Source organism: Microvirga puerhi, assembly GCF_020089865.1.
In the GTDB taxonomy this organism is placed as follows: domain Bacteria; phylum Pseudomonadota; class Alphaproteobacteria; order Rhizobiales; family Beijerinckiaceae; genus Microvirga; species Microvirga puerhi.
Genome location: NZ_JAIRBM010000003.1, coordinates 233281 through 258177 on the forward strand (window position 1 = coordinate 233281; position 24897 = coordinate 258177).

23 protein-coding genes and 1 pseudogene are annotated in these 24897 nt (G+C 60.7%); 16 read left to right on the plus strand and 8 right to left on the minus strand.

Annotated features, from left to right (window positions below; translation table 11 throughout):
* Nucleotides 1-269: 269 nt before the first annotated feature.
* Both K9B37_RS05480 and K9B37_RS05485 read right to left on the minus strand, forming a co-directional pair.
* On the minus strand, nt 270-440 hold the full coding sequence (locus tag K9B37_RS05480) for a hypothetical protein (RefSeq protein WP_224311899.1): 171 nt from the start codon (nt 438-440) through the stop codon (nt 270-272).
* A gap of 255 nt (nt 441-695) precedes the next feature.
* Complete coding sequence (locus K9B37_RS05485; RefSeq protein ID WP_224311901.1) at nt 696-977, minus strand: hypothetical protein; 282 nt, start codon at nt 975-977, stop codon at nt 696-698.
* Nucleotides 978-1270: 293 nt separating this feature from the next.
* On the opposite strand from K9B37_RS05485, the pseudogene K9B37_RS05490 reads away from it, so the two are divergent.
* Nucleotides 1271-1594, plus strand: a pseudogene (locus K9B37_RS05490) (DUF1214 domain-containing protein); the annotation flags it as partial.
* An 86-nt stretch (nt 1595-1680) separates the two neighbouring features.
* Here the strand turns inward: K9B37_RS05490 and K9B37_RS05495 are convergent.
* Both K9B37_RS05495 and K9B37_RS05500 read right to left on the minus strand, forming a co-directional pair.
* Nucleotides 1681-2055, minus strand: a complete 375-nt coding sequence (locus K9B37_RS05495) for an Ig-like domain-containing protein (protein ID WP_224311904.1) — start codon at nt 2053-2055, stop codon at nt 1681-1683.
* A 131-nt stretch (nt 2056-2186) separates the two neighbouring features.
* A complete protein-coding gene (locus tag K9B37_RS05500; protein WP_439651686.1) occupies nt 2187-3791 on the minus strand; it encodes an arylsulfatase in 1605 nt (534 codons plus the stop codon).
* Nucleotides 3792-5018: 1227 nt separating this feature from the next.
* Between K9B37_RS05500 and K9B37_RS05505 the strand changes: the two genes are divergently transcribed.
* Both K9B37_RS05505 and K9B37_RS05510 read left to right on the plus strand, forming a co-directional pair.
* A complete protein-coding gene (locus K9B37_RS05505; protein WP_224311908.1) occupies nt 5019-5855 on the plus strand; it encodes a hypothetical protein in 837 nt (278 codons plus the stop codon).
* Between the two features lie 656 nt (nt 5856-6511).
* Nucleotides 6512-7405, plus strand: coding sequence for a hypothetical protein (locus K9B37_RS05510; RefSeq protein ID WP_224311909.1), 894 nt, complete (start codon nt 6512-6514; stop codon nt 7403-7405).
* A 773-nt stretch (nt 7406-8178) separates the two neighbouring features.
* Here K9B37_RS05510 and K9B37_RS05515 read toward each other — a convergent pair.
* Nucleotides 8179-8763 (minus strand): site-specific integrase, encoded by a 585-nt coding sequence (locus K9B37_RS05515; protein ID WP_369414221.1) that lies wholly within the window; start codon nt 8761-8763, stop codon nt 8179-8181.
* A gap of 205 nt (nt 8764-8968) precedes the next feature.
* On the opposite strand from K9B37_RS05515, the gene K9B37_RS05520 reads away from it, so the two are divergent.
* Together K9B37_RS05520 and K9B37_RS05525 are read left to right on the plus strand one after the other, a co-directional pair.
* The gene (locus tag K9B37_RS05520) at nt 8969-9814 is read left to right on the plus strand and encodes an HD domain-containing protein (protein ID WP_224311910.1); all 846 of its coding nucleotides are present in this window, start codon (nt 8969-8971) and stop codon (nt 9812-9814) included.
* A 324-nt stretch (nt 9815-10138) separates the two neighbouring features.
* The gene (locus tag K9B37_RS05525; protein ID WP_224311911.1) at nt 10139-10669 is read left to right on the plus strand and encodes a Spy/CpxP family protein refolding chaperone; all 531 of its coding nucleotides are present in this window, start codon (nt 10139-10141) and stop codon (nt 10667-10669) included.
* A 197-nt stretch (nt 10670-10866) separates the two neighbouring features.
* Here the strand turns inward: K9B37_RS05525 and K9B37_RS05530 are convergent, their stop codons facing one another.
* The 3 genes from K9B37_RS05530 to K9B37_RS05540 form a co-directional block, all read right to left on the minus strand.
* Nucleotides 10867-11223 carry an AI-2E family transporter gene (locus tag K9B37_RS05530; protein WP_224311913.1) on the minus strand — a complete coding sequence of 119 codons (357 nt, stop codon included), beginning with the start codon at nt 11221-11223 and terminating at the stop codon, nt 10867-10869.
* Nucleotides 11224-11461: 238 nt separating this feature from the next.
* On the minus strand, nt 11462-11716 hold the full coding sequence (locus tag K9B37_RS05535) for a hypothetical protein (protein WP_224311915.1): 255 nt from the start codon (nt 11714-11716) through the stop codon (nt 11462-11464).
* Nucleotides 11717-12178: 462 nt separating this feature from the next.
* Complete coding sequence (locus tag K9B37_RS05540; protein ID WP_224311917.1) at nt 12179-13153, minus strand: LysR family transcriptional regulator; 975 nt, start codon at nt 13151-13153, stop codon at nt 12179-12181.
* Between the two features lie 173 nt (nt 13154-13326).
* On the opposite strand from K9B37_RS05540, the gene K9B37_RS05545 reads away from it, so the two are divergent.
* From K9B37_RS05545 to K9B37_RS05595, 11 genes are all read left to right on the plus strand, one after another.
* Entirely contained in the window at nt 13327-14919 is a 1593-nt protein-coding gene (locus tag K9B37_RS05545) for an ABC transporter substrate-binding protein (protein WP_224311918.1), read from the plus strand.
* Nucleotides 14920-14970: 51 nt separating this feature from the next.
* Nucleotides 14971-15693: a maleate cis-trans isomerase family protein gene (locus K9B37_RS05550; RefSeq protein ID WP_224311920.1), complete on the plus strand. Its 723-nt coding sequence runs from the start codon at nt 14971-14973 to the stop codon at nt 15691-15693.
* Between the two features lie 27 nt (nt 15694-15720).
* Nucleotides 15721-16605: an ABC transporter permease gene (locus K9B37_RS05555; RefSeq protein ID WP_224311921.1), complete on the plus strand. Its 885-nt coding sequence runs from the start codon at nt 15721-15723 to the stop codon at nt 16603-16605.
* A 3-nt stretch (nt 16606-16608) separates the two neighbouring features.
* A complete protein-coding gene (locus K9B37_RS05560) occupies nt 16609-17559 on the plus strand; it encodes an ABC transporter permease (RefSeq protein ID WP_224311923.1) in 951 nt (316 codons plus the stop codon).
* On the plus strand, nt 17556-18608 hold the full coding sequence (locus tag K9B37_RS05565) for an ABC transporter ATP-binding protein (protein WP_224311925.1): 1053 nt from the start codon (nt 17556-17558) through the stop codon (nt 18606-18608). Before K9B37_RS05560 ends, K9B37_RS05565 begins: the two co-directional genes overlap by 4 nt.
* Nucleotides 18605-19636: an ABC transporter ATP-binding protein gene (locus tag K9B37_RS05570; protein WP_224311926.1), complete on the plus strand. Its 1032-nt coding sequence runs from the start codon at nt 18605-18607 to the stop codon at nt 19634-19636. Before K9B37_RS05565 ends, K9B37_RS05570 begins: the two co-directional genes overlap by 4 nt.
* Entirely contained in the window at nt 19633-21120 is a 1488-nt protein-coding gene (locus K9B37_RS05575) for an aldehyde dehydrogenase family protein (RefSeq protein ID WP_224311927.1), read from the plus strand. Before K9B37_RS05570 ends, K9B37_RS05575 begins: the two co-directional genes overlap by 4 nt.
* A 27-nt stretch (nt 21121-21147) precedes the next feature.
* A complete protein-coding gene (locus tag K9B37_RS05580; RefSeq protein ID WP_224311929.1) occupies nt 21148-22176 on the plus strand; it encodes a dipeptidase in 1029 nt (342 codons plus the stop codon).
* Nucleotides 22177-22246: 70 nt separating this feature from the next.
* Nucleotides 22247-23065 (plus strand): ABC transporter permease, encoded by an 819-nt coding sequence (locus K9B37_RS05585; RefSeq protein ID WP_224311931.1) that lies wholly within the window; start codon nt 22247-22249, stop codon nt 23063-23065.
* Nucleotides 23066-23082: 17 nt separating this feature from the next.
* Complete coding sequence (locus tag K9B37_RS05590; protein ID WP_224311932.1) at nt 23083-23889, plus strand: ABC transporter ATP-binding protein; 807 nt, start codon at nt 23083-23085, stop codon at nt 23887-23889.
* A complete protein-coding gene (locus K9B37_RS05595) occupies nt 23886-24863 on the plus strand; it encodes an ABC transporter substrate-binding protein (RefSeq protein ID WP_224311933.1) in 978 nt (325 codons plus the stop codon). Before K9B37_RS05590 ends, K9B37_RS05595 begins: the two co-directional genes overlap by 4 nt.
* Nucleotides 24864-24897: the final 34 nt, after the last annotated feature.

The window sequence follows — 24897 nt, forward strand, 5'->3', positions numbered from 1 at the left end:
GGGAAAATAAAGCGAGCAGAAGAGAATGACGCATTTGCAAAAGTCAAAACGCATGCGTCGTTCAATTTGAACCGTGGAACGTTTGCGGTGCGTCAAAGGTTTCGAAGTGCGAGACGGACTGGCTCTCGGCGCCAGACCGAGGCGGATCAACCGGCATCGCATTGCGCATGTCAAGCGGTTGCACGGATCAGGTACATGCCCGCGTAAAGGAGCGACGCCGATCCTTCGCGTTCGACCATGCCATTCAGTGAATGGACGGTGGAGCGGTCCTAGAGCTTGGCGATCCAGGCGGCGGCCACTGCTCCCACCAACCCGATGATTGCAACCACTACTGCCAGTACGACCGGTCCCATCGCGCTGATCAGTCGAGAGGTGTTGGATGGCATGCCCATGGCGGTCACGGTGACCGGCAATGCAATGTCATCGTTGCCGATAGGCACCGTTGACACTCAGATGCAGCCCGCTCACGCCTTTCAGGCGCAGTGTCAGTGCAGCTTCTCCCGTCTGTGTCGGCTGAGCAAACTAAATCAACTCCGCGGGTGTCGGCGTGCCGACACGGAGATGGCATTCATTGCCGTTGTTGCTGAATTTGAAAAAGGCTGACGCCGGCGCTATGCGAACCTGGGCAGTGAGTTGTGATAGCGCCGATCGCTCCTGCTGGCCCTGGAACGCCGACGTGGGCGACAGGTTTCTGATCAGTTCGGCTTGATCGACGAGAGCCTTGACGTGGTATACTGGTCGTCGGTGATTTTGGTCGCGTAGGTGATCTTGATTGAAGTGATGATCGTCTTGTGCACCGGACTCACGAGCGGACCTTCGTCTGCCGGTTCCTCGTAGGTGATAAGCACCTCGCTCCGTGGCACGTTTGGATCAGGAGGTTTGCCAGCTTGCTTCCATGACTCAAGCAGAAAGAGCGCGGATAGCATCAGGGCAAGGCCCAACAGAGCGTACGGAAGCCAAGTCAGAGCGCGCCTCATCGGTCCCTCCCCCGAGCACTCCGTCAAGTCATCGTAAGCGCTACGATAGGCCCGTGGAGACACTGAAACAATCAATCTCCAGAGCCCTTCCATCACTCATCGGGGGAAACCCCGGCGGGGGCATCGCAGAAATCTTTCCCAAGCGGGCGGAATCATCATGACCAGGACCGTGACGCCGTTTGTCAGGAGGAGCGAAGGCCAAGTGCTTTCATGTCGGACAAAAGGGGCTTGCTCGACCATGAACCGGTCCGAGGTTCCCCAGGCGATGCAGTTCGTGACGTCTTGTCGGGACGTCGTCCTATGCCGTGACTTTCCCGAAGGGGCAGGTTCCCCCTGTGAGAGGCTTCTGGTCGTTGATGATCTACAACCCCGACCACCTCTTTGCCCCGAACGCATTGAACCGCTTTGCGCTCAGCACGAAGAACAAGACACTGAAATACAACCCCGACGGCTCGCTAACCCTCTGCCTTGGCAATCAATCGCCGGGCCAGGACAAAGAATCCAACTGGGTGCCCGCGCCGAGTGGGAATTTCTCAATCTGGCTCAGGACCTATTGGCCCGACGACGCGATGCTCAACGGACGGTGGAAGCCGCCTGTCGTCAGCCGCTTGCAGTGAGCGGGCGCGATCGACGGCGACCATCACCGCAGGAACGTGACCGTGTGCCACGAGACTGACCTTGGCCGACTCGCGGGCGTCCGCCGCTACCGGACATTCACTCGATAGTTGAGCATGGATGTACCGGGCTTCTCGTCGATGCTCTGCCCCTGTGCGGTGATCACGAAGTTGTCGGGACCGCGGTAACCCGGCGCGGGGGTGTATGTCCATGTGTCCTTATCGATCATCTGAAGAGTGCCGTGCTGGGGACGCTGGCTGATTTCCGAACTGCTGAGCGTGCCGCGGGGTGTGATGTCGTACATGCATCCTTGCCCCGCCTGGACATCGAAGTCTGCAGTCATGTTCGCGCCCATGATGGGCTGGTTGCCTGCGACGATGCACATGGCCTGCGCCTGAGCGAGAGCCGGACCGACGGACAGAAGCATCATTGGGAATGCTACGATCGAAACTGACGGCTTCATGACGATTTCCTCTCGAGTTTCCCGACAAGCGGTCGAAGCTAGCCCCCTTTTCGAGGCCTTTGGCCTTCGCCTTGCGATCGGCGGACACCTGATTGGAAATGCCCGCCGACGTTAAAACGCGCCCGCTCAGGTTACTGGCTTGGGTTCGTCGTTCCCTTCCTGATCTGCTCGGTGACCTGATCCAGGTTCCAGCTCGCCGGATCCTGAAGGGGAGGGAACTCCTTGTAGCTCTCGAGCTCCTTGAGCCATAGCTGTTGGCCGATGGGCAGAATGTTCCAGTTGTAGACCCAGGACGTAACCGGACCCGCGATCGACCCGGCGTAGGCAAAAGGAGCTGCCTTGTTCCATTCGCCAACCGACGTCTCGAATGGATCGCGCCTGAGGTTGACCATGCTGGCCATGAACTGGGTCTGAACTCCCGGAACGTTGAAGCCAAGGGAAGTTTCGGGCGCGATCGCGAAATACAGCTTCCAGTTCCCGTAGCGCACTGCCGACGGACGCGGGCCGGAATAGTAGAAGAAGGTGTCGCGCGCGGACGTCTCCGAACGTCCCGAGAGGTACTCGGTCTGGTCGATGCCATCGAGCGTCGTTTTCACGATGCCGGGATACTGGCCCGCCTCGATCTGCTTCTTCAGTCCGTCACCCTTCGGCCCGCCGGCGATGTCGACCAGCGTCGGCAGCCAATCGAGCGAGGCGAAGATGCCGTCCTTGATTGTGCCGGGCTTGATGACGCCCGGCCAGCGGACGACCAAGGGCGCTCGCATGCCGCCTTCCCACGTGTTCATCTTCGAGCCCTTGAACGGCGTGGTGCCGCCGTCAGGGAAGGTGAAGACCTCGGCGCCATTGTCGGTGGTGAACACGACGATGGTGTTGTCGAGCTGGCCCATGTCCTCGAGCTTCTTCAGCACGTAGCCGATGTTGTCGTCGAGCTGCTTCATGCCGGCTTCATTGACGCCCCAGTCCTTTCCGCCTTGCTGGCCCACCATCGCCATGTACTTGTCCGGCAACACGGTCGTGATGTGCATGCGCGCCGGATTATACCAGACGAAGAACGGCTTGTTGGTCCGACGCGGATCATTGCGATCGAGGAAGTCGATGACCTTGGCCGAGATCTCCTCGTCCACAGACTTCGAGCGCTCGAGCGTCAGCGGGCCCTGGTCCGTGCAGCTCTGGTTCTTCGACGAGCCATCGGAAGACTTGCACGCCAGGATGTTGCGCGGGGGTGTGAGGCAGGTGTTGGTGTTGGGATCCACGGCGCCCGGCACCTCGGCGACGCCGGGGATCGGCGTGTTCTTGCACGGCGGCGCGATGCCCTGTTGCGTCGGGGTCTTGTTGATGTCGAGAAAACTCACCTGCTGCATCGCATCCAGGTGATACAAGTAGCCCCAGAACTCCTGGAATCCGTGCGCGGTCGGCAACGCATCGGTGTGGTCGCCGAGGTGGTTCTTGCCGAACTCGCCGGTGTTGTAGCCGAGATCGAGCAGGAACTTGGCGAGTGCCGGGGTTCCCGGCCGCAGGTAGGACGGGCTGCCGGGCAGTTGCGGCGGGATCATGCCGGTGCGCAGCGGATTCATGCCGGTGAAGAAGGCGTTGCGACCCGCCGTGCAGCTCTGCTCGGCATAGTAGGTCATGAACTTCGCACCTTCCTGCCCGATCCGATCGATGTTGGGTGTCTCACCGACCATCAGGCCCTGATGGTAGATTCTCGGCTGCATCCAGCCGATGTCGTCGCCCATGATGAACAGGATGTTGGGTCTTTGCTGCGGTGGCGTCTGGGCGGCGGCTGGGGCCACCGCTGCTGCTGCGACGAGGGCCGTGGCGCCGATCAAGGCAGCCTTTGTCTTCGTCCGACAGAAGTTGGCCCTTCCGTCTGACGATTGTGAGAACGCACGATCATGACTCATGGGGTGCTCCTCTCCCTGATGATGCAGCGGAGGCCGACATGGCTCGTCTAGGCGTCGCCCGTCTGCGGATAGCGCGCCGCCGGGTGATAGCGCCGGCACGCCGGACCATGTCGGACGGCGTTGGCGTGGTGGCACGGGAGCCAATGTGAATCCGGGTGTCGGCCTGCGACATGGGCGCCGCTCCTCATCCTGGCATCCCGCCAGTGACGTACCGTGCATGGACAAAGCAACATCGGAGTTCGCCGTGACATCACAGACGGAGAACCCTGATTGGTCTACACAAGAAGAACGGCTGCCGATTGCCCGTTGCCGTGGGGTCTATCTCGGAGCTTGAGGTCAGATCCGCCTTGGACGCGGACGGCACCGATCGGGCCGGGCATGTTGGATTGGCGGAAGGCGCCATGCCTGATCCTGGTCGATAGCGAAGCCACCGCCCGTTCAACTCGACCGACCACGCTACCTGCAGCCCATCCATTGCAGAGGTCTGGACCCGGTCTCCGGGTGAAGCGACACAGGCAACGTCACCTTTCCGGGCGCGGAGTGCGGCCGCAGCGATGGAGGTTTGCTGCAAGGCTCTGAATAACCTCTGACAATGCCATGATTAAGGCATCTAATCACGAAGGCAGAGCAGATAATCCTTCTGAGCGAAACCGCTACGTCGGTGCTGGCTCGTTCGGGGAGTACTTTCATTGAGCCAGATCACGCATGTCCGTCTCGTCGGACCGCTTCGCGTGTTGTTACGCCACATCACGAGCCACCGTCATGTGGGAGGAGCCTAGCAACGAAATCAGCGCAATTCGGATCACGAGGGACGACGGCCATATCCGCAGGCTGTGCGTGGGCAGCTGTCGTGGCATGCCCTAAAGGGCAATTTGGCTGTCACCGACAGGCGGCTAGATTTTCCTCTGTCGCATCGCGCCGGCGAGCCGCGAGAGGGCTTCCCCTTCAGGTCATGGGAGGAGCATTTCATGGGAGGAACATTGTGCTTCATGTTGTGCAGGACAACGGCTCCTGGGTGACCTACCGGAGTGGGCTGCGGCAGATCGGGGGAACGATCGCATGAAGCACAGACTCACGCGTTACAGTCACCTGGGAGCCAGTCTCGCCCTGGCCACCTTGGTCTCCTTGGCCGGCTCGGGCGCCTTTGCTCAGAAGGAGCACGGCGGCGCGGGCGATCTCGCCAAGGCGGCGCAGAACCCAATCGCCGACATGATCAGCCTGCCGTTCCAGAGCAACCTGAACTTCGCCGTCGGCCCGCACAGCAAACCGCAGAACATCCTCAATATCCAGCCGGTCATCCCGCTCCATCTCGACCAGGACTGGAATCTGATCACCCGCTGGATCATGCCGGTGATCTCGCAGCCGCCCCTGACGATCACCGGCGACCGCGAGGCCGGCCTCGGCGATTTCAACCCGAGCTTCTTCTTCTCGCCGAGGCAGCCGACGCACGGCGTCATCTGGGGCATCGGCCCGACCTTCGTGTTGCCCACGGGTACCGACAAGACGCTGACGCAGGGCAAGTATTCGATCGGGCCGAGCTTTGTCGCGGTCATCGACAAGGGGCCGTGGCTGTTCGGCGTCCTCATCAACAACGTCTGGTCGTTCGCCGGCAAGAGCAAACGCCCCGATGTCAACCAGATGCTGGTGCAACCGTTCGTGAACTACAACTTCGCGGGCGGCTGGTACCTGACCTCGTCACCGATCATCACCGCAAACTGGCAAGAAAGCGGCAGGGAGCGTTGGACCGTGCCGGTCGGCGGCGGGTTCGGGCGCGTGTTCAAGATCGACGAGCAGCCTGTCAACATGCAGCTCTCCGCCTACTACAACGTCGTGAAGCCGACGGACGGCGCGAATTGGCAGCTTCGGGCGGAACTGACATTCCTGTTCCCAGAATAGGCCATAGCCCGCGATGGCACACTAGCGCCGATAGTGAGCGGCGGCTCAGAGTGCCTGAGATGGTGCATCACTGCTGACGCTTGTACTACATGACGATGCCATGCGCGAATATGCCTATGGCCCGGCAGCAAGCCTACCCAACAGCAAGGTCGGCACCTTCGCCCCTGCGGTCTACAACGAAGCAACGGACAAGGGTAGGGTGGTGATTAGCATGAAAGACGATTGGAAGTGCATCTTCGTTCACATAGTGCCCGTGCCGCTATGCGCGATACACTCCGGTGTCACTGTAAAGAAAGTGCCCTGCCCTCTAGGAAGGTCTGGTCAGCTCCACCGTCTTGTGATCAGATGCCGCCATGCGATCCATGCGGAGGTTCGCGTGAGGCTTTCTTGCCACGACGCACCGACTGATAGCCCTCGTCTTACAGTCCCCTATCTCGCAATTGGATATCGTCCCTGGGTCTTGCCATCAGTTCGGACCCTCGGACACGAGACTGGGCCTGTTTGTGACGCACCGCGGCATCCGCAGGACCGGTCCTGCTCGAGGTGTCGGCTCGGTATTTCGCTATCTAAGTTTTCCTCGATCCGGACCAGCGAGCTTCTGAGCACGACGGGATGGCTCGGCTCTCCATTTTCCAAAATTGGCGGAGATTTCATCAATGGGGCTCACCTTCCGCAACCTTTCTCACAGTCTGCTCATGTTCCTTGGGGGCATCGTTGCGACCGGAGGAGCAGCGCAGGCCGCCGATCTCGCGCCGACGCCCGTTGAAGCCCCGGCTCCGGCAATCTCCGGATGGACGTACCGCTTCACACCCTATGGCTGGCTGGTAGGCCTGAAGGGCACCGAGACTATCCGGGGCCGCTCCGTGAAGGTCGATGCGAGCTTCATCGACATCGTCGAACATAGTGACTCTCTTGTCGCGTTGATGGGCGATTTCGAGGCGCGCAAGGGGCCGATCACCCTCTACGGTGATGTGGTCTGGGCCAGCATTGGGGCGCAGGGCGGCAATATCCGACAACGCAGCTTCGTTTCAGGGGCGACCGTCGTCGTCGATCCGTCTCTGAGCCTGAACATCGATTTGGCGATTCTGGAAGTCGGAGGCGCCTACGAGGTCCTACGCTCCGGACCATTGGCATTCGATGTACTCGCAGGTGCCCGCTACTGGTATCAGAAAGCAGAACTCTCGCTGGACGTCGCGGCAGCGGCCGATCTCGGCGATCTGGTAATCGTCGGCGGGCGTGGGTTCGCGCGCTCCGGTTCCGTCAACTGGCTCGATCCGGTGGTCGGTGCACGCATGCGCTACGCCGTCGCGCCCGGTCAGGAAATCTTCCTGCGCGGTGACATCGGCGGCTTTGGGGCAGGCAGCCGGTTCTCGTGGCAGGCCGTCGGGGGCTACAGCTTCGATATCGGGACCTATCAGGGCATCACATTCTCGGGTGTGGTCGGCTATCGGGCACTCTATGTCGACTACAGTCAGGGCGAGGGACGTCGCCGCTACGAGTTCGATATGCTCACCCACGGGCCGATCGTCGGCATCAGCGCAAGGTTCTAATCGGGCAGGACGTCCTGCAGTCGCGTTTCGGGTACGGTGTCGTATTCACGGGCAGAGCAGTGTGCCATGGCTCATTACTGGGCGCGTAAGCTCACTGCTCTGGGCCAGGTGGTGAAGCTCATGCCGCCAGGCCATGAAACCTCACTCGCGGCTGTTCGGCCTCTCCTTGGTGTTTCTCGCCCAAACCTCTAGGGGCTAATCCTACTGGTTCCAGCTGCGCCGATCCAAAGCGAGCGAAATCCTTGTGGGCAAGCAGGGGGCGGGCGCGCTGACGAGCAGCCAGCTTTGCGGTATCAGGATCTGGGGCGCCATGCGGAGCCTGCCCAGCTCGAATTCCTCTACCGCATCCGGGGAAAAGCCTTTCCCCTGGCAGGGCAGGAGTCCGGGAAGGGCCAATCAGCCCGCCGTGACCAGGATTCGGTTGTTCCGGGATCGTATGGCCTAACCACCTATACAATCGCGGGAGCATGTCCCGAGCCTCGGACTTCCGGCGCGTCCACCCTATCGATCCAAGTCGGCCTCTTTATGCCTGCGCCGTCGCGTGACATGGATCGCCGTTGACCAAAGGCGGTAGCAGGCGGATCTTCCGGGGGTGATGCATCCACTCCCGGTGAAACTCGTCACCGGTATACTGGACGCCGAAACACACGTTCCGGAGCGATCTGTGATAGGGCCAGCGATTTGTGCAGGGCCGAGAGGAGCGGTGGCCAGGGTCTTAAGTTGCCACCCAAGTGGGAAATTCCTTGGCCAGACTGCAAACTCTATTATGGCCCCTACGGATCGCTAGAGGAGAGGGTCCCGCCTGAAGGTGACGATCTCGCCCGTAGGCCTGCTTTCCGATGCGTTGACAATCGTCTCCGCAATCCGATCCGAGGCACGACGAAGTGGGTCGGCATCGAGGTGCGCATACCGCGGGCCGTTGTTGCGGCTTGTGAATGCCCAAGCAGCTTTCCAATGATCGGCAGGCCAAGCCCGCCGGCGGCTCCGATACTCGCAAAAGTGTGCCGCAGATCATGAAGACGAACGCCCGAGAGACTTGCCCGGCGCGAGACGGCTGCCCAGATCTTCTTGAGATCATGCTGGGGTCTCGTGGGATCGTCGCTCGGCACGACATAGGGTCCGACGCGAGGCAGATCGGCGAGCACGGCTAGCGCCGGCGCATTGAGCACTACAGGCTTCCGGCCGGTCTTCGAATCGGGGAGAAAGACTATGCCGCGCTCGAAGTCGACGTAATCCCATTTCAAATGCAGGACCTCACGAAGTCGGCAGCCGGTGAGCAGCAGCAAACGGAGTGCAGCGACAGGGAAGGGATCGAAGACCGTCCGCCGATTTTCGGCTTTCGGTGCGTGCTTGGACATTGGCCTGTTTTCATCGATCTCCCAGGGAATTCCGGTTGTCTCAGCCTCCCGAAGCGCGGCGCCGAGCCGGGCCAATACGTCTCTCTCTCGGCTCGTAGCGGACCGAGTGCGAAGATCAGCGTCCGAAGAGTAACGAGGCGGAAAGTTTCCAAGCGAATTCGGTTATAGTCTTCGGCCGAGGATAACCCGCGCTCGGGAGGCTTACATGATGACAATGCCTGCGATCATGGCGGACGAACTCGGAAGGCATATCGCAAGCGACTTTCGCCGATGGTTCGGCTGCTCGCACCAAGACAAGGCCGAGCGGCTCGACGGTGCTGCACGGATGGCACTGGAATGCATCGGCAGGAGCGATGCTCTCTATCACAACGTCGAGCATACTTTCCTGGTCACCCTCGTCGGGCGGGACATTCTCCATGGCCGGATGCTGACCGAGCGCCTGGAGGCCGACGACTACACGCACCTGATCGTCGCTTGCCTGCTGCATGACATCGGCTATGTCCGCGGCATCCTGAAAGGCGATGGCAAGGACAGGTTCGTCGTGGACGCACATGGCACGACCGTGACCGTGCCGCGTGGGGCATCGGATGCGGCGCTTGCCCCCTATCACGTCGACCGTTCCAAGCTGTTCGTCATGGACCGTCTGGCAGGCTCGCCCTTGCTCGATGCAGAGCGGGTGGCCCGGGCAGTCGAGTTGACCCGCTTTCCGGCCTGGGAACCGCCCGCCACCGACGAGAGCGATCATGAGGGACGGCTGGTGCAAGCCGCGGACCTGATCGGGCAACTCGGCGATCCCCTATACCTGAAAAAGGCCAATGCCCTATTCCACGAGTTTGAGGAGATCGGGATCAACCACCAACTCGGTTATGACACGCCGGCCGACCTGGTCGAGCGCTTCCCCGACTTCTACTGGACCAGCGTCTCACCGCGCCTGGTGGATGCGATTGCATATTTGAATGTAACGGCATCGGGTCGGCAATGGATCGCCAACCTGCATAACCACGTGTTCTGCGCGCAGCACGCTTTCGCTCTCATGGGACCTCAGCGTTGAATCTGTGTCGAACGGCGGGGGAGCCCTATTCCCAGATATCACAGAGCGAGAGCTGTCCCAAAATGCAAAGTCGACACTCGTATTCAAGGGAGGATGAGGGGGAACAGTTCAAAATCGATCTGGCGTTGGCCGGGCGCGCGACGGGCTTCCGCATCTGCGCCGAATACGAGCGATTTATGTTTGATTTGCATTCTAACGATGAGCCAGACGCCAGGGTGGATACTTGTGCTGCGTCCCAAACTGGCAAGCACGCGTCCCAAGCCATCAAGCAGGCTCTTGTCCCCTCCGTAGGCTGACGATCGATGGAATCAGGAGGAGACCGAGATGCGAAAGGGAATGATCGGAATCGTGGCGGCCCTGCTCGTCGGTGGCGCGCCCGTTGCCCGTGCACAGCAGACCCCCGCAGCCCCGGGCAGCATGCCCGACAACGGAGGGCTGAGCCAGCCCGAGTTCAAGATGTTGACCGATCTTCGGGTTGGGGTGATCAAGGCGGCTCTGCAACTCACACCGGAGCAGGAGAAACTCTGGCCTGCCGTGGAAGAGGCGATCCGCGCCAGGGCCGAGACGCGCTATCGCCGTTTGGCTGCGCTCGACGCACGCATGGGCCAGTGGCGCGAAATCGATCCGGTGCAGTTTTATCGCCAGCGCGCCGATGTTCTGGCGGAGCGGGCGGCAGGCCTGAAAAAGCTCGCCGATGCCTGGCAGCCACTTTACCAGAGCCTCACGCCTGATCAGAAGACGCGGCTGCGCCTCGTGACGGTGCGCGCCCTTGAGGGATTCCGGACCGCCCTGGACAACCGCCGCATGGACGCGGATGACGAAGAGGACATCGAACTCTGGATCTCCCCTCAATAGGCAGATCCAGAAATGTGCGCCCGACGTTGAGGGAAAGGGGCTGCCATAGACGGCTCGCTCTGCATCTGTCATCAAGCCTGACAAGCCCGATACGAGGTCGATGCCGACACCCGGTACGATCTCTTTCGGCATGCTCCCGACCCTGCAACAGGATCCAGGAGACGGCGAGCCCAGCGGTCCCGCATGCCAGAATTCCGTCAGCACGACCAATAAAGTATAGCCCGGGGAACTTGCATGACCCTCAGCAAGAGCGCGATGAGCGTCAAGGAGCCGGCGGCATGAAGCCCGACGATGAAGAAACCGAGTCCTAAGAGCAATGCCTGGATCAGCGCGACGCCGACCACCCCAAGCCCTACGCTGCGGATGGTGGCTGCGGTCAACGTGACCAAGTGCGCCGCGCGCGCCGTGCTGCCGGTGACTCGGGTCAGCAGACGTCGGGCGAATTTAGCGGCCCCCTCGCCATAGGCGATCGGCACGGCGGCGATCGCAAATGAGAGAACGAACGACAGCGCGCCGATGGCCAGACCGCCAGCGAACGACGCCAACCAGGCCAAGGGCCCGCTTAGCAGGTGACCGTATTGTGTGAGAGCCGCAGGCCGGTGGTGTTGAACATGGTCGAGGACACAGGCCCGGTGCCGAGTCTTGGCGCATTCTGGTCCATCGATTTGCCCCTTGCCCCACCCTAAGGTCCGTGCCCACGCGCATCCGCAGGATCACGTGCCGAGTTCGACGAAGGTTCGTCCCCGATCAAGGAGGGAGATTAGCCTCCGCCGGACATATCAGAACAACGACTCAGCGCCTGCCTGCCCGGTTGACCGGACCACCACGGTTCATGGGTGTTCCAGGGCGCACGCCTATCCCTGGAGCACCGACGCCCGGAGTCGCCACAGCACGCGCGACTGGCCGCGGCCGCAACACGACGCCAGGTCTCACGACGCAACCGGCAGGGTAATTGATGTACTGACAATAAACCACGGCATTGGCCTCGCCCGTACTCATGACGATGAGTCCAGTTATAAGCGCTGATAGTGCGATCGAAAGTTTCATTTCCGCCTCCATGGATCCACGCTTCATCAATCACTCTGGGACCGCGCGGGTCATGTCCTTGACCGCTTCAGGTCGACGCCTGTTGCTGGAAGTGCCGGCACTTGTCAGCAAGGCGTAGGCACTCTCGGCGTGTATCGGCCTGCGATGCACCACCGTGATAGGCGCACGATCCGTTCCGATCCGTTACATCCTTCGAATGAAGTCTAGACCCTCTATGCCGCCATGCTTGATCAATGAGGACAAGGCGTCGACAGTTTGGGTCAGTAGCCATTGGCGCGGACAGAAAGCTTGGCCAGCGGGTCCATGATGGCGAGAGGGTACTCGCTACGAATCGGGCGGCCAGATTCCCGCTCTCCCAAAGATCACAGATGATCTGCCGGCGAGTCTCTCATGAGTTACAGCTGATCGACATGCCGGGGGATGGGTCGCCGCGATGCTCCTCGGGTTCCAATCTCGCGAACCTCACAGGCTATCCGCCTCGATGAGACGGTGCTTGCCGGCGATCGACGCGACCTCCGCCCTGACGCGCCGCATGATCTCCATCGCCATTGGCGTCAATGTCCGTCCCCGCCGCGAAATGACGTAGACGTGCCGCCATGCGATCGGATCGTTGAGAGCCCGGAAGCGAAGGGGCTGATTCTGTTTGTTCTCGATCGACAAGGCTGGCGTGGTCGTTACGCCGATGCCGCTCTCCAGAAGTGCCCACAGAGTTGTATTCGTCGAGGCTTCGAACCGCGGCGCGATCACCGATTGAGGCAAATGCGGAATCTGACGGACGATGGGTCCCGTCGCCGTATCCGATGCGAGACCGACGAAGTCGTGTCCGGCCAAGTCCGCCCATTTCAGAGCCTTCTTCGATTTGATTAGAGGGTGATCGTAGCGCGCCAGAAGCCCCATCTGATCGCGAAACAGGGGGGTGAATTCCAGATCGGCATCCTCCTCGTCTTTGCTGCCAAATCCGAGGTCGACTTCGTTTTGCCGCACGCGGCGTCGGACGTCCGCTGAATTGCCGTCACGGAGTTGCACGTGAAGGCCCGGATATGCGGACAAGAGTCCGCCGAGGACACGCGGTAGAATCCGCGTTGCGACGGAGTGAACGACCGCAATCCCGACACGCCCCTTTCGCGCCGATGCCGCGACGCGGATGTTCTGCAGAGCAAGGTCGAAGTCGACGATGAGACGTTCCGCGACAGGTAAAAAATCCTCACCTTCGGGAGTCAGAAGGACATTGCGCGTCGTGCGGTCGAACAGGCTGCATCCCACGATGTCCTCCAATTGCTGGATCGTCATCGTCAAGGACGGCTGAGAAGCGTGAAGGGCAATGGCGGCGCGCGTGAAGCTGCGATGCTGGGCGAGACTAAGGAATGCCCGCAGATGCTTGATGGTCACGTTGTAGCTGACCGGCGGGTGCGCATTCTTTTCGTTCGAAGGTGACATCCTGAACACCATGCCTTCCGCCGAAGGCTGCTCGGCGGCATTTATAAGACAAGTTAATTAATCTCCGAATTATTTCAATTTGAATTATTCCCAAGCGTCACCTCTCATTGAGCCTAACGGAGCGCGCATTTCGCAGGTCGATCGCAGACGCTCCGCTCAAAGAGGGAATCGAGATGCTGAATTATCTGACTGCCCGCCGTGCGGCCGTTGCTTTGGCGTCCGTGCTGATGTTGGCTTCCGCAGGTTTCGCCACGACCGCCTCCGCGGCGGCGATCGTGATCGGTTCCGAAGGTGCGGTGCCGCCGCTGGACCCGCATCGGATGACCGGAACGCCCGGGCTGAGAGTCATCGACGCCATCTTCGATCCCCTCATTCGCGAGGACTTGAGCAAGCCTACGGAAGTAGCGCCTGAACTTGTGGGCGCTCTCGCCGAGTCCTGGTCCGTCTCTCCGGATGGCCTCACCTACACGTTGAAGCTTCGCCAGGGTGTTACGTTTCACGACGGCAAGCCGCTCGATGCAGCCGCGGTGCAACTGAACTTCAGCCGCATGATGGACAAGGACTCGCCCATATTCGACACCCGCGCGAGTGGCAACATGACGTTCCTGACGCGGTGGATCAAAAGCACGTCGGCGGTGGACCCATCCACATTCCAGATCGTTCTGAAAGAGCCATTTTCCGGATTGCCGCGTCTCTTGAGCGATCGCCGGGCAGGCATCGTCAGCCCGGCCGCCATCGAGCAGAACAAAGGCGATCAGCTCGGCCTGCATCCTGTCGGAACGGGCCCTTTCACGCTGCAGGCGTTTCAGCAGGGCCAACAGCTCAATCTATCGAGAAATCCTTCCTACTGGGGCCATAAGCCGGGTGTCGATCAGATCATCGTTCGCCCCGTGACCGATCCGACTGCGATGGCCATCGGCATGCAGACAGGACAAATCGACGTCATTCCGAGTGCGAGCTCGCAGCAGGTGGCTCAGCTGAAGGTCGATCCGAGCCTGCAGGTGCAATATCCCGAGCCGGCGAACGAATACTTCGTGCGCCTGAACACGCGGGCCGAGCTGACCAAGAATCCCCTGTTCCGGCAGGCGCTCAATTATGCGGTCAATCGCGACAGCTTGACGGCGCTTCTCGACGGTCAAGTGACCCCCGCAACGGGACCCGTCCCGCTCGGCAATGAGCTGCCGCGCGAGAAGATGGCCAATGCCTATCGCTATGATCCCGCGAAGGCGAAGGAACTCCTGTCTGCTGCCGGAATCGCCACGCCCATCACGCTGAAGCTCCTGGCACCAAACAGCGGGCCCGGCTTCGGCCAGGCAGCGCAGATCATCGCGTTGCTGCAGCAGGATCTCAAAGCCGTCGGTATCAATCTTCAACCGCAGTTCCTGGAATTCGCGACGCTCGTGACGACCGAAGGTCCGGGCTACAAGGATGATGTCCAGGGCTCATTCAATGGATGGACGACCGGTGCCGACAGCACGTACTGGCTGGAGCGCATGTTCAGCGGTTCCCAGCAGCCTCCAAGCGGCGTCAATCGCGGCTGGTACAACAACGCCGAGGTGGACCGCCTCTTCACCGCGGCGCGTGCCGAAACCGACGAGGCCAAGCGCAACGACCTTTATCGCCAGGCGGCCGAGCTGATCTCCAAGGATGCTCCCTGGATCTTTCTCTATCAGGACAAGCTGCCGCGCATCCTCCGTGCGCGTGTCACGGGCATCGTTCCGGCCCGCTCCGTTTTCTTCGACTATTCGAGGATCGGGGTGCGCTGAAGCCCCGGTTTCTCCAATGTTTCCAGAACATGCAAGAGAGGAGTCTATTCCATGATGCTAGGTTGGCGCGCACGTATTGGCCAGATGAGGCCCGCGACTGCGATCGAAGGGGCCGAGGAATGGCGTAGCGTCGCCCCCGTCGGTGTCGCCTTCGCCGATGCCCGTACGATTGTGCCGCGGGTGGACGATGAAGGCCTGAAGGTGATGATGGGCCAAGTGCTCGAAGCCGCGCGCCAGCTTGCGACGGCGAAGGTCGACTTGATCGTTCAATGCGGCGCGCCCGGTACATTCCTGCGTGGACCCGGGCACGACGAAGATGTCTGCGCCGAGATCCAGAAGACGACGGGCATTCCCGCGATCACCATGATGGGCGCTCAGATGGATGCCCTGAAAGCTCTCGGCGCCAAGACCGTCGCCGTCGGTACGATCTACACCGACGAAGTGAACAAGAAGATGGCGAGCTACATGGAGGCTTATGGCTTCTCCGTGAAGTCGATGATTGGTCTGCAGATTACCGATCCGTTCGACGCGAGCGTGCATGACGCGGACAGCGCCTACAGGCTGGGCAAGCAAGCCCTCAAGGAAGCCGGCCAGGCCGATGCCATTCTCATCTCGTGCGGGACGTATCGCACTTTTGCGACGCTGCCGTATCTCGAAATGGATACCCGGACGCCCGTGATCTCGAGCAATCAGGCGACTCTTTGGCGCGCGTTGCGAGCCTGCGGCTTGCCCGACCAGATCCCCAATCTCGGCAAGCTCTGGACCGTTGCCTGAGTGCGGATGCAGGTGAGGTAACAAGCAATGGCAGCGATTACACAGACAGCTCCGGCCACAAACAGTTTCGGTCGCACGGTCGTCAGGCACGTGTTGTCCAACCCGTCTCTGGCCGTTGGGCTTGCTATCATCGCTGCCATCGTCGTCCTCGCAATCTTTGCCGATTGGATCGCGCCTTTCGACCCGCTCCATGTGGATCCGCTGGCGCGCTACCAGAGGCCCTTGTCCGGATGGCATGTTCTGGGGACGGATGAACTGGGTAGAGACATCCTCAGCCGTCTGATCTATGGCGCACGCTTCGCCCTGCTGGTTGCGATCCTGCCGACCGTCATCGCGCTCCTGATCGGCGGAGCAATCGGTCTCTCGGCAGGCTATGTGGGTGGTCTATGGGACAGCGTGGTCATGCGCGTCTTCGACGTCATGTTCGCCTTCCCGGGCATTCTGCTTGCACTCGGCATCAGCGCCGCACTCGGCCCGGGACTCAGCTCGATGATCATTGCGATGGTCGTCGTAACGATCCCCGCTTTCGGGCGGATCGTTCGTGGTGTCGTGCTTGGTATCAAGGAGGAACTCTATGTCGAGGCGGCGCGCACCTTGGGCTACAGCCATACGCGCATCGCTCTTCGTCACATCCTCCCCAACGTTCTCGGACCCGCCGTGGTCTATGGAACGCTGCAGACTGGGCGCAATGTCATTCTGTCCGCAAGCTTGAGCTTCCTGGGCCTTGGCCCACAGCCGCCGACGCCCGAATGGGGGCAGATGCTCTCGAGCGGCCGGACGGCGATCGCGACCGCAGCGCATGTGGCAACCATTCCGGGGCTCGCCATCGTTCTCCTTGCCGTGGGCTTCAATCTGATCGGCGATGCTGCGCGCGACATGCTCGATCCCCGATTCACCAAGGATCGGAGTTGAATCATGCTGTCATTCATCTTCAATCGCGGCCTGCAGATCGTTCCCGTCATCATCGGGGTGACCCTCGCAACTTTCCTGCTAGCGCAGATCATCCCCGGCGATCCCGCCGACGTGCTGCTCGGAAGCATGGCCTCGGAAGAGGCGCGGCAGCAACTGCGCGTGGCCTTGGGGCTAAACGAACCGATCTATGTGCAGTATGCGATCTACCTGAAGAATCTCCTTCAGGGCGATCTTGGCCAGTCGTTTACCTTCGCGCAGCCCGTCACGCAGGTCATCGTCGAACGACTCTTCAACACATCACTCCTGGCGGTTGCAGCCATTCTCCTCGCGTCGGTGGCAGGGGTTGCTGCCGGAACCTGGGCCGCCCTTCGGCCTGGTTCTGTCAGGGATCAGGGTCTATCCGTCATCGTGCTGTTCTTCAACAGCATGCCGTCCTTCTGGCTTGGGCTCGTCCTGATCCTGATCTTCGGGTTGCACCTGCGTCTTCTCCCCATCGGCGGAATGCAGGACGCGACCGGCAGCAGTGGGATCGGCAGTCTGGTGGCTCACATGGCGCTACCAACCATTACCCTCGCGGCATGGTCCCTTGCCGTGATCGCGCGCATGACGCGGTCCTCCATCCTCGACGTGATCAACAGTGATTACATCCGCACTGCTCGCAGCAGAGGCGTGAGCGAAGTGCGGATCGTGCTCTGTCACGCTCTCCCGAATGCAATGCCTTCGGTGATTACCGTTATTGGCATGCAGATGGGCTTTCTTCTCAGTGGCGCCGTTCTTACCGAAACGGTCTTCTCCTGGCCCGGAATCGGTCTTGCGATGTACCAGGCGATATCGACCCGGGACATTCCGTTGATCCAGGGCGGCATACTCGTCCTTGCGGTTGCTTTTGTCCTGATCAATTTCGCCGTCGACATTCTCTACGCGTACTTCAATCCGAAGATAAAGCTGGGATGATGATACTCGCACAATCTTCCCCACTTCGTCCTATCAGTGCCAACGGGCCAGTTCTTGAACTTAAGAATCTGGGCGTCGCGTATGGCCGTGGAGCCGCCTCGGTTCAGGTCGTCCATGACGTATCTCTTGCGGTCGAACGGGGCGAAGCACTCGGCATCGTCGGCGAGTCCGGATGCGGCAAGAGCCAGACGATGCTGGCGGCGCTTGGACTTCTGCCACGCGGTGGGCGGATAACGTCAGGTCAGGTCTTGCTGGAAGGGCAGGATCTGGTCGGGCGCTCCCCCCGCCAGATGCGTCCGGTTCGTGGCCGTGAAATTGCGCTCATCTCTCAGGACGCGCTGACGTCTCTTAATCCCGCCATGACGATCGGCAAGCAGATGGCGGAGCCGATGATCCACTATGGCGGGATGTCACGCTCCGCTGCGCGGCAGCGTTGCACCGAGCTGCTCGATCTCGTCGGTATTCCGGGCGCAGCCGCGCGCCTTGCCAGCTATCCACACGAACTCTCTGGAGGCATGCGCCAGCGGGCGCTCATTGCCATGGCGATCAGCGCCAATCCCAAGGTTCTCATCGCGGACGAGCCGACGACCGCCCTCGATGTCACGACCCAGTCCCAGATTCTGCGCCTGATCGATTCCTTGCGCAAGGAACTGGGGATGGCGCTCATTCTCATCACCCATGACCTTGGAGTTGTGGCCGGCGTCGCGGACCGCGTCGCAGTTCTCTATGCCGGCCGTGTTGTAGAAACCGCTGAGACGGAAACGCTGTTCGCTGCGCCCAGGCATCCCTATACGAAGGCGCTGCTCGATTCCATCGCGCGCATCGAGGACGATGTTGCAGAGCGGCTCAACCCCATTCCCGGTCTTCCGCCGGACCCGCGCAACCCCGTATCGGGATGCGCCTTCCATCCACGCTGCGAATATTCGCGCGAGATCTGTCGAAACGCCTTGCCGATTCTTGAAGACGGCACAGGTGCGCAACACCCTGTTCGCTGCCATGTCGACCCGTTCGTGAGCTCATCCCTTAGAGCTGTCGGAGGAGCGCGATGAACACTCCAGCCATACAGCTGAAGAACGTGTCCGTTCGGTTTCCAATTCGGACCGGTATCCTGCGTCGCGTTGTGGGCGAGGTTCATGCGGTCGATGACATCTCCTTCGAGATCAATGAAGGCGAAACCCTTGGACTGGTAGGTGAAAGCGGAAGTGGCAAGAGTACGACCGGGCGCGCGCTGATGGGGCTTGCCCCACTCACCGCCGGGAGCGTCGCGTGCTTCGGACGGGACCTCAAGCAGCTGAAGTTGGCGTCCGGTGCGTTGCCGCGCATTTCGCAGATTGTGTTTCAGGATCCTTACGCAAGCCTTAACCCGCGGATGACCATCGGCGAGACTCTCCAAGAAGTCCTCGAGGTCCACGGACTTGCTAAGGGGCGCGACGCCAAACAGCGGGTCGACATGCTCCTCGACGACGTGGGGCTTCGCCGCGATCTGGCCGAGCGCCATCCGCATGCTCTTTCGGGCGGACAGCGCCAGAGGGTCGCGATCGCGCGGGCGCTTGCTATTGAGCCGAAGTTCATCGTCCTCGACGAGGTCGTCTCCGCGCTCGACGTCAGCATTCAGGGCCAGATCGTCAACCTGCTGCAGGATCTGCAGCGGGACCGGAAACTGACCTATCTCTTCATTACCCATGACTTGAGCATCGTGCGGCATGTCTCCCACAGCCTTGTCGTCATGTATGGCGGTCAGGTCATGGAGAAGGGGCCACGCAAGAGCATCTTTGCTGCACCGCTTCACCCCTATACCTCGGCTTTGCTCTCGGCCGTGCCCGTTCCGGATCCGAAGATCGAGCGCATGCGCCCACGCATCGACGTGCGGTCGGAGCCACCTAATCCCCTCGCGCCTCTGACGGGATGCCGTTTTCAGAAGTCTTGCCTTTTCGCCTCTGAGATCTGCCGATCCGAGCGGCCGCAGCTTCAATCGATTGAGGGGCACGATCCGCAGCATCTCGCTGCATGTCATCACATGAGAGAACCGCGGGTGCGCGAAGCGCTGTCGCGCGCGGCACGAGGAGCTTTGTCTTGAACAAGCCTGAAACGAAACTGGATCTCGCCTTCACGTCCTATGTCGGCGGCACGACGCTCGCGGCCCGGGGCGAGCCGCTTCCACTTGTCGATCCATCCACCGGCAAAGTCTGGGCGCGCTCCTATATCGATGAGAGCGCGGTCGACCAAGCCGTCGAAAGTGCATCGCGAGCTTATTCAGATGCGAGATGGGCTGACCTTGCGCCGGCCGAGCGCGCATCTCTCTTACGCAAATTAGGGGAACTCATCGCCCAGCATGCGGAAGCCCTTGGTGAGCTTGAGAGCCTTGCCAATGGGAAGAGCCATGCGGCGACGGCTGCGGAGATGCGAGGCAGCGCGCAGTGGTATCACTTCTACGCCAGTGCGCTTGAAACACATGACGATGTCCTTCGGATGGTGTCCCGCACCGCGGAGGCGCGGGTGATCCGCGAGCCGCTCGGTGTCGTCGTTGCCATCACGCCCTTCAATGGTGCTCTCTCGTTAGGCACCTGGAAGTTGGCACCTGCCCTGGCGATGGGAAATGCCGTCATTCTCAAGCCGCCGGCCGATGCACCCGGCTCCAGCATTATGCTCGCCGAGCTCGCACTCCAGGCGGGCTTCCCAAAAGGGATCGTCAACGTCGTCATTGGTGATGCCGCGGTCAGCGAGAAGCTCGCAACGCACCCTGGCGTCGCAATGGTGAGCTTTACCGGGAGCACGGCGACGGCTCGCGTTCTTGGGGCAAAAGTTGCCGCCGGCATGAAACGCTTTGTCTGCGAGGCCGGGGGAAAGTCGGCACACATCATCTTCGAGGACGCTGATCTCGATTCCGCTGTGATTGCCGCAACGCAGGGCGCGTTCTCAGCCACGGGCCAGACCTGCGTCGCAGGCTCCCGCGTCCTCGTTCACGCGTCGTTGTATGAAACCTTCCTCGGCCGCTACATCGCATCGGCGCAGCGCATCAGGGTCGGACATCCGTCGTCACCGAGAAGCCATATCGGACCGGTCGCTTCGCGGCGCCAGTTCGACCGCATCAATGCCTATATCGCCGACGCCGTGGCTGCCGGTGGGCGGATCGCGCTGGGCGGCGGCATGCCTTCCGTCGAGACAGAGCTGGCGGATGGTTTCTGGATCGAACCGACCATTATCGTGGGCGTGACGAGCGACATGCGCATCTGTCGCGAGGAGATCTTCGGCCCCGTCGTGACCGTGCAGAGCTTCGAGACGGAGGACGAGGCCATCGCCATCGCAAATGGCGTCGAATACGGGCTCGCAGCCGGATTCTGGACGAAGGATCTTCATCGCGCACGCCGTGTGTCCAAGCGTCTCCAAGCCGGAACGGTCTGGGTCAACACCTATCGCGCCATCAATCTGCGGGTTCCATTCGGCGGCTTCAAGCAATCCGGCCTTGGCCGCGAGAACGGCCTCGAGGCCTTGGACGAGTTCTCGCAAATCAAGGCTGTCGTAACGGATTACGGGCCGGCTGCCGATCCGTTTGCTCAATAACTTTTCCGGAATGAGAAAGGATCTGAAATGTCATACGCACTTTTGCACAAACCGATCGTCGTCGACGCTCTCCAGTACAACAAGCCGGAGCGTGCCCGGTTCAAGGAATGGCGTGATGGCGGCATCGGCTGCGTCCATGTCACGCTCGCCATCTGGGAAAATGCCCGTGAGACCCTGACGGCAATCGGTGAATGGAATCGGCTGCTGGAGCAGAACAGCGATCTCATCGCGCTGGCGACGACCGCAGAGGATGTCGAGCGTATTGCGGCATCCGGACGCACGGCAGTGGTCTACGGCTTTCAGGATACCTCGCCCTTCGAGGATGACATCGAGCTTGTCGAGATCTTCTACCAGCTCGGCGTTCGTATCGCCCAGCTGACCTACAACGTTCAGAACAGGGTCGCCTCCGGATGCTGGGAGCCGGATGAGAACGGTGTTTCAAAATTCTTCGGTCGTAATGTCATTGCGGAGATGAACCGCCTCGGCATGCTCGTCGACGTCTCGCATTGCACCGAGCGGACCTGTTTCGATGCCATCGAGTACTCGTCTCGCCCCATCGCAGTTACACATGCGAACCCGTCCGAGTTCGTTGGGACGGACATCGAGCTGAATCGCAGGAACAAATCTACGCCCCTGATCAAGCGTCTCGCCGAGACGGGCGGTGTCATCGGCCTGAGCATGTATCCCAAGATCATGCGCGACGGCTCGAACTGCACGCTCGATACCTTCATCGACATGATCTCCTGGACCGTTGATCTCATCGGTGTCGATTCGATCGGCTTTGGGACGGACTATTACGATGGTTGGCCCGAATCTCAGATCAAGTGGTGGCGTGCCGGCCGCTGGGCGCGGGAAAGCGCAATCCCGATCAAAGGATTTTCTGCCTGGCCGACCTGGTTCAAGTCGTCGGCCGATTTCCAGAACATCCTTGAAGCCATGGAGAAGCGGGGCTTTTCGAGCGAAGAGATCGCGAAGATTGCCGGAGGAAACTGGATCCGCCTGTTCAGGGAGGGTTTCGTTCCACTTCAGGTTCCGGCGACCGCTAGTGCCGCCTGAGACATCAAACTCTTGTTAGTCGCGTGTGACCCGTTGAAGATGGGTCACACGCCCGATCACGGAGGAGCTCATGGGACACGCCGACACCACCATTCCGATCTCTGTTACACCGGTGCCGGTGTGGCGAAGGATGCGCGCCTTTTATCCCATCGTGTCGCTTTTTGTGCTCCTTGGAATGTGGCAGGCCACGGTCATGCTCTTCGAGCCCGCGCCCTATCTGCTGCCGCACCCGATCGCAGTGGCCAACGTGATCGTCAGCCAGTTCCCAGCGCTCCTTTATCACACAGGGATCACGGCCTTCGAGACGAGTTTGGCCTTCACCCTGAGCATCGCGGTCGCAATGCCGATTGCCTTCCTCATTGCACGGTTCCGTTGGTTCGAGGAAACGGTCTATCCGCTCTTGGTCGTCAGCCAAGCTGTGCCGAAAGTGGCTCTTGCTCCCCTCATTCTCGTCTGGCTCGGTTTCGGCCTGAGCACGAAGGTGATGATCGGTATCCTTGTTGCATTTTTTCCTGTCGTCATCAGCACGGTGGTCGGTTTGAAGAGCGTGCCCAAGGACATGATTTTCCTCGGACGCTCCATGGGCCTGTCGGCGCGTGACATGTTCAGGAAGATTTACTTTCCCTTTGCGCTTCCCAGCATCTTCGGGGGACTGAAGGTCTGCATCACCTTGGCGGTCGTCGGCGCCGTCGTCGGCGAGTTCGTGGGCGCGGACAAGGGGCTGGGCTACCTCATCCTCTTGGCAAGCGGGCAGATGCAGACGGCACTGATGTTCGCTGCACTCATCTTCCTCGTCCTGATCGGCGTGGTGAGCTTTGCTCTCGTTCAATGGGCCGAGGCACGTCTCATGCCCTGGCACAGCTCCGTCCGTCAGGACGCCGGACATTGAGGGAGGGGAGCAGCATTATGGGTAAGCCAGTTCGCATCGAGCAAGTGACCAAGAGCTATCATGGCCTGGAAGCTCTCTCCCCCACCTCGCTCTTCCTCGAAGAGGGAGAATTCGTATCGATCGTCGGGCCGAGCGGCTGCGGCAAGAGTACGCTTCTGAGAATTGTCGCTGGCCTCGACACGCCGACGACCGGCCGAGTCTCTGTCGCGGATCGGGTCGTGACGCAGCCAGAAACGGATATCGGCATTGTGTTTCAAAGCCCGGTCCTTCTCGACTGGCGAAACGTCCTCGACAATGTGCTGATTCAGGCCGAAGCCCGTAAGCTTCCTCACGATGTGTACGCTGCCCGCGCTCGGGACTTGCTCGCTGCGGCCGGCCTAAAGGGCTTCGAGAACGCCTATCCGCATCAGCTGTCCGGTGGAATGAGCCAGCGTGTCAGCGTATGCCGGGCCCTGGTTCACAATCCATCGCTTCTGCTGATGGACGAGCCCTTCGGCGCGCTCGATGCGCTGACCCGCGATCAGATGATGGTCGATCTTCAGAAGCTGTGGCTGCGCTCGCGCCCGACCGTCGTTTTCGTCACCCATAGCGTTCAGGAAGCCGTCTTCCTTTCCGATCGCATCGTCGTGATGGCCCCCCGTCCTGGACGGGTCGAGGCGGTTCTCGACGTGCCGCTGCCTCGCTCGAGGCGCCTCTCCATGAGAGGAACGGCCGAGTTCAACGCGATTGTCGATGAGATTCTGCACCATTTTCAGCGGATGGGTGTGATCCGCGATGAAGAAGATGAAATTCCAGAGAACACCACCGTGGAGATGGCCCTATGAGAGCGACATTGCGAAATGCCCTGTTTGCGACCGTTGCATCAATGCTGAGCATCGGCGCTGCGCAGGCCGCTGACAAAGTCAGCGTCCGGCTCGATTGGAGCTGGTGGCCCGGGCAGACTCCCATGCTCGTCGCCAAGGAAAAGGGCTTCTACAAGGATGCCGGCATCGATATCGACATTCAGCAGGGGCAAGGGTCGAAAACCACGACGCTCGTCGTCGGCGAGAATCGGGAACCCATCGGACACGCAAGCCTTTCGACCGCCGCGCAATCCATATCGGCCGGAGTTCCCATCACCGTGGTGGCAGGATTCTGGCAGAAGGGGCCGATCTCTTTGATCTGCTCCGGCGAGGACATCAAAAAGCCCGCCGATGTGAAGGGAAAGCGGATCGGATCAACGCCCACCGGATCGGACGGCCAGGTTCTGCCGGCGTTTTTGCGCGCCAACGGCCTCGATACGAAAGATATCTCTCTCGTCAATATGCCGGGTGACGCGAAGTTCGCAGCCATCACATCAGGTCAGCTCGACTGCATCAGCGGCGACGACTACTATTATGCTCCGCAGCTTATTGCCCAGGGGAAAAAGGTCTCCGTCCTCCGCTATGCGGATTGGGGCGTGACAAATCTCAGCTTCGGAATCATCGCGAACAACGCTTTCCTCAAGGAGAAGCCTGATGTCGTCCGCCGCTTCCTGGAGGCGACGCGGAAGGGCCTCGACTACACCCTCGCAAATAAGGACGAAGCGATTCAGATCTTCTTGAAGGCAACAGGAAACACGCAGCCTGCAAGCTTCCACAAGAGCGTTCTGGAAGCCTATGAGAGCTCGCTCCATACCAATGCAACCCAGGGAAAGCCTGTCGGTTGGATGGCCGCCGAGGATTGGGACTCGATGAACAAAACACTGCAGCAATATGGCGGCATGACAGAACGCAAGGATGCCAGCGCGTATTTCACCAACGACTATCTGCCTAAATAGTGAGGTGCCGCAGGGCTGTTGCAGCGGCTCTGCA